The 14,621-nt window shown below is 66.0% G+C and carries 13 protein-coding genes; 9 read left to right on the forward strand and 4 right to left on the reverse strand.

The genetic code is table 11. The annotated features are described in order from the left end of the window. Window positions 1-25: 25 nt before the first annotated feature. The 3 genes from BSY239_RS03830 to BSY239_RS03840 are packed head-to-tail and all read right to left on the reverse strand — an operon-like array spanning window position 26 to window position 3,058. On the reverse strand, window positions 26-1,024 hold the full coding sequence (locus tag BSY239_RS03830; RefSeq protein ID WP_069045678.1) for a cytochrome d ubiquinol oxidase subunit II: 999 nt from the start codon (window positions 1,022-1,024) through the stop codon (window positions 26-28). A gap of 25 nt (window positions 1,025-1,049) precedes the next feature. Then, window positions 1,050-2,417, reverse strand: a complete 1,368-nt coding sequence (locus BSY239_RS03835; protein WP_069045679.1) for a cytochrome ubiquinol oxidase subunit I — start codon at window positions 2,415-2,417, stop codon at window positions 1,050-1,052. A gap of 38 nt (window positions 2,418-2,455) precedes the next feature. Continuing rightward, window positions 2,456-3,058, reverse strand: a complete 603-nt coding sequence (locus tag BSY239_RS03840; RefSeq protein ID WP_069045680.1) for a GbsR/MarR family transcriptional regulator — start codon at window positions 3,056-3,058, stop codon at window positions 2,456-2,458. Window positions 3,059-3,183: 125 nt separating this feature from the next. On the opposite strand from BSY239_RS03840, the gene dcd reads away from it, so the two are divergent. The 4 genes from dcd (at window position 3,184) to BSY239_RS03860 (ending at window position 7,546) form a co-directional block, all read left to right on the forward strand. Beyond that, window positions 3,184-3,756 (forward strand): dCTP deaminase, encoded by a 573-nt coding sequence (dcd, locus tag BSY239_RS03845; RefSeq protein ID WP_069045681.1) that lies wholly within the window; start codon window positions 3,184-3,186, stop codon window positions 3,754-3,756. Between the two features lie 159 nt (window positions 3,757-3,915). Next, the gene (locus BSY239_RS03850; protein ID WP_069045682.1) at window positions 3,916-5,019 is read left to right on the forward strand and encodes a fatty acid desaturase; all 1,104 of its coding nucleotides are present in this window, start codon (window positions 3,916-3,918) and stop codon (window positions 5,017-5,019) included. A 58-nt stretch (window positions 5,020-5,077) separates the two neighbouring features. After that, window positions 5,078-5,956 carry a KPN_02809 family neutral zinc metallopeptidase gene (ypfJ, locus tag BSY239_RS03855; protein ID WP_069045683.1) on the forward strand — a complete coding sequence of 293 codons (879 nt, stop codon included), beginning with the start codon at window positions 5,078-5,080 and terminating at the stop codon, window positions 5,954-5,956. Window positions 5,957-6,022: 66 nt separating this feature from the next. After that, on the forward strand, window positions 6,023-7,546 hold the full coding sequence (locus BSY239_RS03860) for a DEAD/DEAH box helicase (protein WP_069045684.1): 1,524 nt from the start codon (window positions 6,023-6,025) through the stop codon (window positions 7,544-7,546). A 21-nt stretch (window positions 7,547-7,567) separates the two neighbouring features. Here BSY239_RS03860 and BSY239_RS03865 read toward each other — a convergent pair whose 3' ends face one another. Next, window positions 7,568-8,422 (reverse strand): symmetrical bis(5'-nucleosyl)-tetraphosphatase, encoded by an 855-nt coding sequence (locus BSY239_RS03865; RefSeq protein WP_069045685.1) that lies wholly within the window; start codon window positions 8,420-8,422, stop codon window positions 7,568-7,570. A 9-nt stretch (window positions 8,423-8,431) separates the two neighbouring features. On the opposite strand from BSY239_RS03865, the gene BSY239_RS03870 reads away from it, so the two are divergent. The 5 genes from BSY239_RS03870 to BSY239_RS03890 all read left to right on the forward strand — a co-directional run bounded on the left by BSY239_RS03870 (window position 8,432) and on the right by BSY239_RS03890 (window position 14,614). Further along, complete coding sequence (locus tag BSY239_RS03870; RefSeq protein ID WP_069045686.1) at window positions 8,432-9,742, forward strand: hemolysin family protein; 1,311 nt, start codon at window positions 8,432-8,434, stop codon at window positions 9,740-9,742. 212 nt (window positions 9,743-9,954) lie between these two features. Continuing rightward, window positions 9,955-11,442 (forward strand): ribulose-bisphosphate carboxylase large subunit, encoded by a 1,488-nt coding sequence (locus tag BSY239_RS03875; RefSeq protein ID WP_236944131.1) that lies wholly within the window; start codon window positions 9,955-9,957, stop codon window positions 11,440-11,442. A gap of 14 nt (window positions 11,443-11,456) precedes the next feature. Beyond that, entirely contained in the window at window positions 11,457-11,891 is a 435-nt protein-coding gene (locus BSY239_RS03880; RefSeq protein ID WP_069045687.1) for a ribulose bisphosphate carboxylase small subunit, read from the forward strand. A 124-nt stretch (window positions 11,892-12,015) separates the two neighbouring features. Beyond that, window positions 12,016-12,912, forward strand: a complete 897-nt coding sequence (cbbX, locus tag BSY239_RS03885; protein ID WP_069045688.1) for a CbbX protein — start codon at window positions 12,016-12,018, stop codon at window positions 12,910-12,912. 229 nt (window positions 12,913-13,141) lie between these two features. Next, window positions 13,142-14,614: a hypothetical protein gene (locus BSY239_RS03890; protein WP_069045689.1), complete on the forward strand. Its 1,473-nt coding sequence runs from the start codon at window positions 13,142-13,144 to the stop codon at window positions 14,612-14,614. Window positions 14,615-14,621 lie beyond the last annotated feature (7 nt).

A 14,621-nucleotide genomic window follows, 5' to 3' on the forward strand; every position in this document is an offset into this window, starting at 1 on the left:
GCGTCAGCGGCGCAGGGGGGAGCTCCTAGTTGTAGGTGAGGTCGCGGGCTTTGCCCCAGAAGACGCGGTACATGAAGACCGTGTAGACGATGATCACCGGCAGCGTGATCGCCACACCGATGAAGATCACCGTGAGTGCCTCGGTGCCGATGGCCGCCTCCCACACCGTCATGCGGCCGATCACGATGTCGGGGTAGATGCTGTACGACAGGCCGAAGAAGGCCAGCACGAAGATCAGCACGGTGGACACGAACACCACCCAGCCGTAGCCGGCTTTCACCACCTCGGGGTGCGTCACCACCCAGCGCACGGCAAAGAACGCGATGGCGCAGCTCAGTGGCACGGGCAGCAGTGCAAACACCTCGGGCACGCCGAACCATTTGTCCACCACCGCCGGGTTCACCAGCGGGGTGGCGGCCGAGATCGCCACCAGCGCCACCCCCATGGGCCAGAGCACGCGCCGCGCCCAGAAGACCGCGCGCAACTGCAGCTCGCCGTCGGTCTTCATGATCAGCCAGCCCGCGCCCAGCAGGATGTAGGCGGCCGGCAGCGTGATGGCGATGCCCAGGCTGAACGCGAGGCCCAGCGGACCGGGCTGAAAGGCGGTGATGTAGCTGCCCAGCATCCAGCCCTGCGCGCTGCTGGCGAGCAACGAGCCGGCAAAGAACGCGTTGTTCCAGAAGCCCTTGAACTGAAGTGGCGCTTTCACCCGGAAGTCGAACGCCACACCGCGCAGGATCAGTCCGATCAGCATGATGGCCACGGGCAGATACAGCGCCTGCAGCACCAGGCCATGCGCAAACGGAAAGGCCACCAGCAAGACACCCACGCCCAGCACCAGCCAGGTTTCATTGGCGTCCCAGAACGGGCCGATGCTCGCGATCATGGTGTCCTTCTGGCTTTCGCTGGCCAGCGGCAGCAGCAGACCCACACCGAGGTCGTAGCCGTCGAGCACCACATAGGCCAGCAGGGACAGGCCCATCACGGCGAGGAAGATCAGGGGGAGGAATTCGGCCCAGGTCATGTGTTGTGTCTCCGTCTCGATTCGGTCAAACGCCCGCTTTGCCCAGGGCGGCATTGCCACCGGGGATGGGCGCGTGCTTGAACGGGTTCTCCGCCATGTACTTGAGCACACCGATGTAGGTGACCAGCAGCAGGCCGTAGACGATGAGGTAGGCGGTGAGCGTGAGCGCAATCATGGGCGGGGCGATGTCGGTGGCGATCTCGCTGGTGCGCAGCAGGCCGTAGACCATGAAGGGCTGGCGGCCGATTTCGGTGACGTACCAGCCCGAGAGTGTCGCCACCCAGCCGGAGAAGGTCATGCCCGCCAGCACCCACAGCAGCGGCTTGGGCAGGTGGATCTTGCCGTCGGCCATCTGGCGGCGCTTGCGCCACAGCTGCCACGCGGCGAACCACGCCACCGCCAGCATCAGCGAGCCCACACCCACCATCACGCGGAAGGCCCAGAAGACGGGTGCCACCGGCGGGTGTGCGCCCGGAAATTCGTTGATGCCCTTGATTTCGGCGTCCAGGTCGTGCGCCAGGATCAGGCTGGCCAGCTTGGGGATCTGGATCGCGAAGTGCGTTTCGCCGGCCTTCTCGTCGGGAATGCCGAACAGCGTGAGCGGCGCGCCTTTTTCGGTTTCCCAGATGCCTTCCATGGCGGCGATCTTGGCGGGTTGGTGTTCCAGCGTGTTCAGGCCATGCATGTCACCGGCCACGAACTGGATCGGAATGACAATGGCTGCGGCCACCAGCGCGGTGCGCATGGCCTTGTGCGTGCCGGCCGTGGCGCTGCCCTTGATGAGCTGCCAGGCGCACAGGCCGGCGATCAGGAACGAGGCCGTGAGGGCCGAGGCCAGCAGCTTGTGTGCGAAGCGGTAGGGGAAGGAGGGGTTGAACACCACGGCCCACCAGTCGGTGGCGTAGAACTGGCCGTTGACGATCTCGTAGCCGGCAGGTGTCTGCAGCCACGAGTTGAGGCTCAGGATCCAGAACGCCGACATGGTGGTGCCGAAGGCCACCAGGAAGGTGGCGGCCAGGTGCACGCGCTCCGACACGCGCCCGCGGCCGAACAGCATGATGCCGAGGAAGCTCGCTTCCAGGAAAAAAGCGGTGAGCACTTCGTAGCCCAGCAGCGGACCCGAGATGTTGCCGGTCTTCTCCATGAAGCCGGGCCAGTTGGTGCCGAACTGGAAGCTCATGACGATGCCCGAGACCACACCGAGCGCAAACGTCAGTGCGAACACCTTGGTCCAGAAGTAGTAGGCCTCTTCCCACGCCGGGTCGCGCGTCTTGATGAAGCGCAACCGGAAGAACAGCAGGAACCAGCACATCGCGATCGTGATGGTGGGGAACAGGATGTGAAAGCTGATGTTGGCGGCGAACTGGATTCGCGACAGGATCAAGGCGTCCATGGTGGTACCTGGTGAAGTGGAGTCGGTGTTCTGTGCGCTCAGGCTGCGTGGTCGAGCGGGTCTTTCGGGGGTGTCTTGCGGGCGGGCGACTTGCCGGTCAGGCGGTCCTTGAACTCGAGCACCTTGGTCACCGTGGTGCCCATGCCCATGAGCTGCATCGCGGTCTCGGGCGCGAGCTTCTGCACGTCGTCGAACCAGGTCATGAGACGGTCGATCAGGTCGTGCATCTCGCGCATGCGGTTTTGCGCGTGGCGTTCGGCCTCGGTCGTGGGCGTGTCGAGCAACGCGGTGCGCAGCATCGAGAGCGTGGGTTCCACCTCGCGGCGGCGGCGCTCTTCGGCCAGCACGCGGAATATTTCCCACACGTCGGCGGGCGCTTCAAAGTACTCGCGCCGGTCGCCCGGCTGGTGGCGCAGGCGCACCAGGCGCCAGGCCTGCAGTTCTTTCAGGCCCATGCTCACGTTGGAGCGCGAGAACTCCAGCGTCTCGGCAATCTCGTCGGCGTTCAGGGCCTGCGGCGAGATGTAGAGCAGCGCGTAGATCTGGCCCACGGTGCGGTTGATGCCCCACTTGCTGCCCATTTCCCCGAAGTGGGCAACGAACTCGCGGTTGAGCGGGGGGAGGTGGTCCTGGAGAGGCATGGGCAGAAATGTATCTGCTCCGGCTTGAATTTTCAGTAATTACTGAAATTCCGGGAAGTTCGCGGGGTTTCTGCCCGGTGGCGAGTCGGCGGTTGGCGCGTCCCGAATCCCTACAATCGCGCTCCATGAGCATCAAAAGCGACAAATGGATCCGCCGCATGGCCGAGGAACACGGCCTGATTTCACCCTTCGAGCCCGGACAGGTTCGCACGGTGGAGGGCAAGAAGGTGATCAGCTACGGCACCAGCAGCTACGGCTACGACATCCGTTGTGCACCCGAATTCAAGGTGTTCACCAACATCCACAGCACGGTGGTGGACCCGAAGAACTTCGACGAGAACAGCTTCGTGGACATCAACAAGGATGTCTGCGTGATCCCACCCAACAGCTTCGCGCTCGCGCGCACCATGGAATATTTCCGCATCCCGCGCAACGTGCTCACCATTTGCCTGGGCAAGAGCACCTACGCGCGCTGCGGCATCATCGTCAACGTCACGCCGTTCGAACCCGAATGGGAAGGCTACGTGACGCTGGAGTTCAGCAACACCACGCCGCTACCCGCCAAGATCTACGCGGGTGAGGGTTGCGCGCAGGTGCTGTTCTTCGAGAGCGACAAGGACGATGTCTGCGAGGTCAGCTACAAGGACCGCGGCGGCAAGTACCAAGGGCAGACCGGGGTGACGTTGCCCAAGGCTTAGGCAAGAGCTCCCCCCGCCGCGCTTCGCGCGACCCCCTCAGGGGGCAACACCAGCGGCCCGGCAGAGCCGGTTCCGCGGTGTTCTGGACTGTCGTTCCACCGCCGGTAGCTTGACTTGTATCAAGGCCTTGTGGGGCTTTGGCCGATAGCATCGGTCGCCATGTCCAGCAATCCCGTCTTCCTCGCTTCCCCCGACCCCATCCCCGCCAGTCAGCCCCTGCCGCACCGCAAGGTGATCCGCAGCTGGCTCGCCCCCATCGTTGAACGCCGCACCGCGCGCGCCATTGCCTTGCTGGCGCTCGACTGGTCGATCTTCGCCTCGCTCATGGTCGGCACCGTGCTGCTGTCGGCCTGGTGGGCCAAGCTGCTGTGCGGCCTGGCGGCGGGCTTCATGATCGGGCGGCTCTTCATCATCGGCCACGACGCCTGCCACCAGAGCTACACACCGCGCCGCGGGCTCAACCGCGTGCTGGGCCGCATCGCCATGCTGCCCTCGCTCACGCCCTACAGCCTGTGGGAAGTGGGACACAACGTGGTGCACCACGGTTACACCAACCTCAAGGGTGTCGACTTCGTCTGGGCACCGCTGACCCGCGCCGAATTCGACGCGCTGAGCCCCGGCCAACGCAGGCTGGAGCGCCTCTACCGCAGCGGCTGGGGGCCGGCGGCCTATTACCTGGTGGAGATGTGGTGGAAGCGCATGTTCTTTCCACGCAAGACCTACCTGGGCACGCGCCGCGCTGAATTTGTGTGGGACGGCGTGATCGTGATCGCCACCGCCGCCGTGTGGATCGGCGCGCTGGTGGCATCGGCCCTGGCCACCGACCAGTCCGTCGCCTTGCTCGTGGGCCTGGGCTTCGGCGTGCCTTTCCTGTTCTGGAACGCCATGATCGGCTTCGTGGTCTACGTGCACCACACGCACACCGCCGTGCAGTGGCACGACGACAAGGCCGCCTGGGCGCGGGCCGCACCTTTCGTGTCCACCACCGTGCACCTCACCTTTCCCCTGCGCATCGGCGCGCTGCTGCACCACATCATGGAGCACACCGCGCACCACGTGGACATGAGCATCCCGCTCTACAAACTCGAAGGTGCGCAACAGTTGCTGGAATCGACGCTGCCCGGGCGCATCACGGTGCAGCGCTTTTCGTGGCGCTGGTACTTCGACACCGCGCGCCGCTGCAAGCTCTACGACTTCGAGCGCCGCTGCTGGACCGATTTCTCCGGCCTGCAAACCAGCCCCTGCCAGACGGCCATCGCCTGAGTGGCGCCGGCCCGGATAATGGGCCGCGCAGCGACTTCCGCTGCGCAGGAGACGCAGCATGAAGTGGGAAAACAACCGCCAGTCGGACCAGGTGGAGGACCGGCGCTCGAGCCCGGGCGGCGGTGGCCGGGGCATCGGTGGACGCGGTATCGGCGTGGGGACCATCGCGATTGCGCTGGTGGCCGGCTGGATCTTCGGCATCAACCCCATGACCATCCTGGGCGCGCTCAGCGGCGGTGACCTGTCACCGGCGGCCCAGGTGGAAACCAGCCAGGGCCCGACGCAGGCGCCCACCGACGACATGGGGCGCTTCGTGGCCTCGGTGCTCGGCGGCACCGAAGATGTGTGGGGACCCATGTTCCAGCAGGCCGGATCGACCTACCAGAAACCGCGCCTGGTGCTGTTTCGCGGCGCCACGCCCACCGCCTGCGGCACCGGCCAGTCGGCCATGGGTCCGTTTTATTGCCCGGGCGACCAGAAGGTTTACATCGACCTCAGCTTCTACGACACGCTGCGCACCCAGCTCGGCGCGCCGGGCGACTTTGCGCAGGCCTATGTGATCGCGCACGAAGTGGGGCACCACGTGCAGAACCTGCTGGGCATCACCGGCAAGATGGACGAAATGCGCGGACGGGTGAGCCAGCGCGAGTTCAACGCCATGTCGGTGCGGGTGGAGCTGCAGGCCGACTGTTTTGCCGGCATCTGGGCCCACCACAACCAGAAGACCGGCGCCATCCTGGAGCCTGGCGATGTGGAAGAGGCCATGAACGCGGCCGCCGCCATCGGCGACGACGCCCTGCAGCGCAAGAGCCAGGGCCAGGTGGTGCCCGACAGCTTCACCCACGGCACCAGCGAGCAGCGCCAGCGCTGGTTCAACAGCGGCCTGAAGACAGGAAGTGTCCAGGCTTGTGACACCTTCAAGGCGCAGAGTCTGTGAGCATGGGGGCCGGTTTTGGACGAAAAGTCGTCAAAGTGCGACAATCACGGGCTAACTTTGATGCCCATGACCCAATCCTTTTCCGAACTGTCCCTCTCCCCCGCCATTGAGCGCGCCGTGGCCGAAATGGGCTACGAGACCATGACGCCGATCCAGGCGCAGGCGATTCCCGTGGTGCTGCAAGGCCGTGACGTGATGGGCGCCGCCCAGACCGGCACCGGCAAAACCGCCGCTTTCACGCTGCCCTTGCTGCAGCGAATGATGAAGCACGAAAACGCGTCGACCTCGCCCGCGCGCCATCCCGTGCGCGCCCTGGTGCTGCTGCCCACGCGCGAACTCGCCGACCAGGTGGCCGAGCAGGTCAAGCTCTACGCCAAGTACACCAACCTGCGCAGCATGGTGGTGTTCGGCGGCATGGACATGAAGCCGCAGACGGCCGAACTGAAAAAGGGCGTCGAAGTCCTGGTGGCCACGCCCGGCCGGTTGCTTGATCACATCGAAGCCAAAAACTGCGTGCTCAACCAGGTCGAGTACGTGGTGCTGGACGAGGCCGACCGCATGCTCGACATCGGTTTCCTGCCCGACCTGCAGCGCATCCTGTCGTACCTGCCCAAGCAGCGCACCACGCTGCTGTTCTCCGCCACCTTCTCCACCGAGATCAAACGCCTGGCCGGCAGCTACCTGCAGGACCCGGTGACGATCGAAGTCGCGCGCTCCAACGCCACCGCGTCCACCGTGGAGCAGCACTTCTACAGCGTGGGCGACGACGACAAACGCGGCGTGCTCAAACAGATCCTCGCCGAGCGCGGTCTCAAGCAGGCGTTCGTGTTCGTGAACAGCAAGCTCGGCTGCGCCCGGCTGGCGCGCTCGCTGGAGCGCGAGGGCCTCAACACCACCGCCTTGCACGGCGACAAGAGCCAGGACGAACGCCTGAAAGCGCTGGAAGCCTTCAAGAGCGGCGCGGTCGATCTGCTGGTCTGCACCGACGTGGCCGCGCGCGGCCTGGACATCAAGGACGTGCCGGCGGTGTTCAACTTCGACATCCCGTTCAACGCCGAAGACTATGTGCACCGCATCGGCCGTACCGGCCGTGCCGGCGCCTCCGGTCTGGCCGTGTCCTTCGTGAGCCCGCGTGATGCGCGCCTCATGGGTGACCTGGAAAAACTGCTGGGCAAGAAGCTCGAACTCGAAGCGCTCGAACTCGAAGCGGACAAGCGCCCGGCCGGCCGCTTCAACGATGGCCAGCGCGCCTGGCAGGCGCCCGAGGGCGACGTGCGCCGCGAACCCCGCGAGGGCCGCCCACCGCGCGACCGCGAAGTGCGCGGCGAAGGTCGCGAGGAGCCACGCACGGCTTCAGCGGGCCGTCCGCCTGCGCGTGCCCCGCGCGCGCCGGCAGATCCGTTGTTCGACAAACCCTACGAGCCCAGCGCCACGGGTGACACGCCGCCCTCGTGGGAAGCGTCGTCCCGTGCCACCGCGCGCACCGTGTCGCCCAACATCAAGTCGCGCAAAAAGGTGCCCGCGCTGTTCAAGAGCGCGCCCGCACCTGTGGTCGCAGAGCCTGTTCCAGCGCCGGTGCAGCAGGACTGATTGTCGCCCTCGGCCTTGCGCTCAGAGGTCCTTGCGAGGCTTCTTGTTCTCGGGCTTTTGGGTTTGCGGGCAGCGCACGTCGATGCGCTCCACCTGCCCGGGCGTGCTCAGGATGCGCGCCGCCGTCAGGCAACCTCCCCACACACAGCCCGTGTCCAGCGGCAACACATCTTCGCGTTGCACATGCCCCAGCGTCGACCAGTGGCCAAACGCCACCGGGACGCCGGTGGTGCGCCGGCCCGGCACATCGAACCAGGGCATGAAGCCCGGCGGCGCGCCATCGGCGCCTTCCTTGGTCTCGAACTCCATCACACCTTGTGCCGAGCAGAAGCGCAACCGCGTGAAGGCATTCACCACGACGCGCAGGCGGTCGGCTCCCTGCAGCGCATCGCTCCAGAAGGCCGGCTCGTTGCCGTACATGTGTTGCAGAAAACCAGGCCAGTCGGGGCTGCGCAGCGCGCCCTGCAGTTCTTGCGCGCGCGCCAGGGTGTCGGCCACGTCCCACTGCGGCAACACACCGGCGTGCACCATGAGCCAGCCGTGCTCAAACAAAGCCATCGGGCGACGGCGCAACCAGTCGAGCAGTGCGACCCGGTCGGGTGCATCGAGGATGTCGCTCACCGTGTCGCTGCGGTGCAGCTTGCGCACGCCGTGTGCGGCGGCGAGCAGGTGCAGGTCGTGGTTGCCGAGCAGGCTGTGCGCAGCGCCTTCGAGTGCCATGAGTCGGCGCAGAACTTGCAACGAGGCGGGACCCCGGTTCACCAGGTCGCCCAGCAGGTACAGCGTGTCGCGGCTCGGTGAAAAGTCCAGCTCGTCGAGCAGGCGGCCCAAAGGCTCGTCGCACCCCTGCACATCCCCAATCATGTAAAGTGCCATCGGCCGATTATGGACACCCTCCTCATTGTTTTTCTCACGCTGCTCAACGGCGCATTCGCCATGTCCGAGCTGGCACTGGCCTCCAGCCGCAAGGCCCGCCTGGCCGCCATGGCCGAGGCCGGTGACAAGGGCTCGATCACCGCGCTGAAGCTGCTCGAGAACCCCACGCAGTTCCTCTCGTCGGTGCAGGTCGGCATCACCTCCATCGGCATGCTCAACGGCATCGTGGGCGAGGCCGCGTTCAGTGGCGACCTGGGCTTGTGGATGGAATCCAGGGGCCTGACTGAAGCCACGGCCAACATCCTGTCCACCGCCGTGGTGGTGGTGACCATCACCTTCATCACCATCGTGTTCGGCGAACTGGTGCCCAAGCGCATCGGCCAGCTGTATCCGGAAGCCGTGGCGCGCTGGGTGTCGCGGCCCATGACCTTTGTGGCCACGGCGGCCAAGCCATTCGTGTGGCTGCTCACGCACACCACGCAGTGGATGCTCAAGCTGCTGCGCATCGACACCAACGCGGTGCAGCACGTGACCGAAGAAGAGATCAACGCCAGCCTTGAAGAAGGGGTGGACGCCGGCATCATCGAAGAGCACGAGCACCAGATGGTGCGCAACGTGTTCCTGCTCGACGATCGCCAGCTCACCTCCATCATGGTGCCGCGCTCCGAGATCGAATGGCTGGACGCGCAGGACAGCATCGACGTGGCGGTGCAGCGCGCCTGGACCACCGGCCACTCGTGGTACCCGGTGTGTCGTGGCGGGCTGGACGACGTGGTGGGTGTGATCCACCTGCCAAGCATGCTGGCGCTGCAATCCGAAGGCAACAACGAAACCCTGATGCGCCACGTGCAGCCAGCCGTGTTCGTGCCCGAAACACTCACCGGCATGGAGCTGCTCGAACAGTTCCGCGAACGCGCCACCCGCATGGTGTTCGTGGTGGACGAATACGGCGTGGTGCAGGGCCTGCTCACGCCGCTGGACATGTTGGAGGCGATCACGGGCGAACTCTCGCCCCACACGGCCCTGGACGCCTGGGCCACACAGCGCGAAGACGGCGCGTGGTTGATCGACGGCGCCATGCCGGTGACCGAACTCAAGTCGCGCCTGGACATCGACGAGCTGCCCGACGAGGACAAGGGCCGCTACAACACCGTGGCCGGCCTCATGCAGACGGTGGCGGGCGACCTGCTCGCCCAGGCCGACAGCGTGGAGTGCGCGGGCTGGCGCTTCGAGGTGCTGGTGCTCGATGGCCGGCGCATCGACCAGGTGCTGATCTCGCGCCTGCCCGAGGCCGAGACCGTACCCGACACCGACGGCTGACGCCCGACCTCGCGCCATGGCCGGGCCGCTGCCCGACCCCACATCCCCTCCCGATTTCCGACAGCTCCCACGGCTGGGGCCGGGACACATGCACCGGCTAGGTTCAGGTTTTTTTAATCGAAGAGCCAGCAAGTTTGAATTTACCTTATGTGACATCGTTTCTACAGTCCGGTCATGCCCAGCTTTTCGCAACCCCGACCCGAGGAGACAACGTGACCGACACCAACGACGACAGCATCATCACCGACGCCAAAAAGCGCTACAGCGCGGGCGTGCTGAAGTACAAGCAGATGGGCTACTGGCAGCCGGACTACGTGCCCAAGGACACCGACGTCATTGCCATGTTCCGCATGACGCCGCAAGACGGGGTGGATGCCGAAGAATGCGCCGCAGCGGTGGCCGGCGAATCGTCCACCGCCACCTGGACCGTGGTCTGGACCGACCGGCTGACGGCCTGCGAGCTCTACCGCGCCAAGGCCTACCGCGTCGACAAGGTGCCCAACACCGGCCCCGGCACCAAGACCGAACAACAGTACTTCGTCTACATCGGCTACGACCTCGACCTGTTCGAAGGCGGCTCCATCGCCAACCTCACCGCGTCCATCATCGGCAATGTCTTCGGCTTCAAGGCGGTCAAGGCCTTGCGACTGGAGGACATGCGCATTCCGGTGGCCTACCTCAAGACCTTCCAGGGTCCGGCCACCGGCGTGGTCGTCGAACGCGAGCGCCTGGACAAGTTCGGCCGGCCGCTGCTGGGCGCCACCACCAAGCCCAAGCTGGGACTCTCGGGTCGCAACTATGGGCGTGTGGTCTACGAAGGCCTCAAGGGCGGGCTGGACTTCATGAAGGACGACGAGAACATCAACTCGCAACCCTTCATGCACTGGCGCGACCGTTTCCTGTATTGCATGGAAGCCGTCAACAAGGCGAGCGCTGCGAGTGGCGAGGTCAAGGGCCACTACCTGAACGTGACCGCCGGCACGATGGAAGAGATGTACGCGCGCGCCGAGTTCGCCAAGAGCCTGGGCAGCGTGATCATCATGATCGACCTGGTGATCGGCTATACCGCCATCCAGAGCATGGCGCTGTGGGCGCGCAAGAACGACATGATCCTGCACCTGCACCGTGCGGGCAATTCGACCTACTCGCGCCAGAAGAACCACGGCATGAACTTCCGCGTGATCTGCAAATGGATGCGCATGGCGGGGGTGGACCACATCCACGCCGGCACCGTGGTCGGCAAGCTCGAAGGCGACCCGATGATGATCCGCGGCTTCTACGACACGCTGCTCGACACACACACGCCGATGCAGCTGGAGAAGGGCCTGTTCTTCGAGCAGGACTGGGCCTCGCTCAACAAGGTGATGCCGGTGGCTTCGGGCGGCATCCACGCCGGCCAGATGCACCAGTTGCTGACCTACCTGGGCGACGACGTGGTGCTGCAGTTCGGTGGCGGCACCATCGGGCACCCGATGGGCATCCAGGCCGGTGCCACGGCCAACCGCGTGGCGCTCGAAGCCATGGTGCTGGCGCGCAACGAAGGCCGCGACATCTGGAACGAAGGCCCGCAAATCCTGCAGGACGCCGCGAAGTGGTGTTCACCGTTGAAGGCGGCACTCGACACCTGGGGTGAGATCAGCTTCAACTACGAATCGACCGACACCGCGGACTTCGTGCCCACGGCCACCGCATCTGCTTGAAGGAGACACACACCATGATGACCAACCACGGCAACCGCCTGACGCAGGGCCAGTTTTCCTTCCTGCCCCCCCTCACCGACGCACAGATCGGCAGTCAGATCGAGTACGCGCTGAAAAACAACTACGCGGTGGGCGTCGAGTACACCGACGACCCGCACCCGCGCAACACCTACTGGGAGATGTTCGGCAACCCGATGTTCGACCTGAAGGACCCGGCCGGTATCCTGATGGAGATCAACAACTGCCGCAGAACCTTTCCGCAGCACTACATCCGCGTCACGGCGTTCGATTCGACGCAGGGCGTGGAGTCGCCGCGCATGTCGTTCATCGTCAACCGGCCCGCCAGGGAGCCAGGCTTCGGACTCGCACGCACCGAGGTGGAAGGTCGGCAGGTGCGCTATCGCATCAGCTCGTACGCGACCGACAAGCCCGAAGGCGAGCGTTATTAGACAAGGGCTCCCCCCCGCGCCGCGCTTTCAGCGCGTCACCCCCTGCAGGGGGCGATACCTGCGGCCCGGCAAAGCCGGTTCCGCGGTATCTCCGGGGGGAGACACGTCGTTCCGGAGACGTTCCATGAACTCAGAGACCCCCAGCAGCCCCCGCACCGTGGCCGATGTCCTGGCGCAAAGCCAGGTCGAGTCGGTCATGGACGAGCTGGACCGCGACCTCATCGGTCTGGTGCCGGTGAAGACCCGCATCCGCGACATTGCGGCCCTGCTGGTGGTCGACAAGCTGCGCCTGACCCTCGGGCTGCAGGCGCAGACGCCGTCGCTGCACATGAGCTTCACCGGCAACCCCGGCACCGGCAAGACCACGGTGGCCCTGCGCATGGCGGAAATCCTGCACCGCCTGGGCTATGTGCGCAAAGGCCATGTGGTCAGCGTCACGCGCGACGACCTGGTGGGCCAGTACATCGGCCACACGGCGCCCAAGACCAAGGAGGTGCTCAAGAAAGCCATGGGCGGCGTGCTGTTCATCGACGAGGCCTACTACCTGTACCGCCCCGAGAACGAGCGCGATTACGGACAGGAAGCGATCGAGATCCTGCTGCAGGTGATGGAGAACCAGCGCGACGATCTGGTGGTGATCCTCGCGGGCTACAAGGACCGCATGGACACCTTCTTCAAGTCCAACCCCGGTCTGTCCTCGCGCGTGGCACACCACCTGGACTTTCCCGACTACGGTCAGGGTGAGCTGCTCGACATTGCGGACCGCATGCTCGGCACCATGAACTACCGCTTCGGCGAAGGTGCACGCGAAGCGTTCGAGAGCTATTTGCAGCGCCGCATTCCCTTGCCCCACTTCGCGAACGCGCGCAGCGTGCGCAATGCGCTGGACCGTGCGCGCCTGCGCCAGGCCAGCCGCCTGTTTGTCGACCGCGACCGCGAACTCACCCGCGACGACCTCACCACGCTCATGCCGGCCGACATCCTGGCCAGCCGCTTGTTCAAAAGCGATTCGCCGGGCTGAAGCCAGGCCACCGGCGACGCGGGTGGACATTTGTCACGCCCAGGCATTCCCCTGCGTGCGAACTAGTTCATGAAGGTCCAGGAAAAGGCGTTCGTGTAGCGCCTTTGAAGTATGTTGCTGCCGGTCCGAAATGAAGACCATCTGCCCCACCGAACGATCGGCAGTGCGGGCCAGCAGCCCAGTGTCCTGCCAGGTCGTTGCAGATCAACGAATTCACAGGACCTCCACCATGAACTCCACCTTTCGCCTGGCCCTCGCCGTGCCGCTGTTGGCCACCGCCGCCTGGCTGTCCGCCTGCGCGGGCGACAAGGCCACGCCCCTGAGCAGCGAACTGTTTTCCCAGGTGTCCCTCGAAGGCCTGGGCCTGCCCACCGCGCTGGCCGCCGTGCGTTCCCAGGACACGTCCACGCACCTGCAGGCGTCGGACGCCGCCGCGGGCGATGTGTTCGGCGCCGCCGTGGCCCTCTCCCGCGACGGCAACACCCTGGCCGTGGGCGCCGATCTGAAGACCATCACCGGTGCAACGGAGGCCGTGCCCGCTGCGGGTTCGGTGTATGTGTACACCCGCACGCCCCGGGGCTGGCGCGAACAGGCGCGTCTGCTGGCACCGCTGCCCACCAGCGGCAGCGGCTTCGGCCACAGCCTCACGCTGTCCGACGACGGCAGCCGCCTCGCGGTGGGCGCACCGTTTGAATCGCACGCTGCCGCCCGCGCCGGCGAATCGCTGGCGGGTGACCAGGGGGTGGTGTATGTGTTCGAGCGCATCGACAGTGCCTGGAGCCAGCCCGCGCGTCTGTTGGCTTCCAACGCGGCCAGCTTCGACTGGTTCGGCATGAGCCTGTCGTTCGCCGGTGCAGGCGACACGCTGGCTGTGGGCGCTCACCGGCACGACGTGCGCGACGGGCAGGGCGCGCACACCGACAGCGGCGCGGTGTATGTGTTTGCACGCACGGCCGCAGGCTGGACCGAACAGGCGGTGTTGACGGCTTCGGAAACCCTGGAAGGTGCGCAGCTGGGCAAGAGCGTGGCGCTCTCGCAGGATGGGCAGACGCTGGCTGCCGCGGCCCACGCCTCGGGTCTGGGCGCGGTGCACATGTTTCGCCGCGACGGCGCGCTCTGGCGCGAGCAGGCGGTGGTGGCGGCGGCCAACGCCACGCCGCAGAACCCGCTGGGCTCGCAGATCGCCTTGTCGGCCGACGGCACCACCCTGGCGGTGGGCGCGAGTGCGCCCGAGGGCACCGAAGCGCGCCAGCGTTCGGCCGGCAGCGCCTATGTGTTCGTGAACCAGGCCGGGCAGTGGCGGCAAACCGCGCGTCTGCGTGCGTCCAACAGCCGCACCGGCGACGCCTTCGGTGAGCGCCTCAGCCTCTCGGCCGATGGCCGTGTGCTGGCCGTGTCGGCGGTGAACGAATCCAGCGCTGCGAGGGGCCTGGGTGGTGAACAGGCCGACGCCACTGCGCAGGCCGCTGGCGCCGTGTACGTGTACAGCCGCCAGGGCCAGCGCTGGGACCAGACCGACTATGTGAAATCCAGCCGCACCCGCACGGGCGACCAGTTCGGCTCAGCGCTGGCGCTCTCGGGCGACGGCCGCCAGCTGGCGGTGGGCGCGCGCCTGGAAGACGGCGCCCGGAGCCTGCGCGGCTGGCTGCTGGGCGAGCGCCCCCAGAACAGCGGCGGCGTGCACCTGTACTCGCGCGGCTGAAGCCCCT

It is taken from the genome of Hydrogenophaga sp. RAC07 (genome assembly GCF_001713375.1).
Lineage (GTDB): Bacteria > Pseudomonadota > Gammaproteobacteria > Burkholderiales > Burkholderiaceae_C > Hydrogenophaga.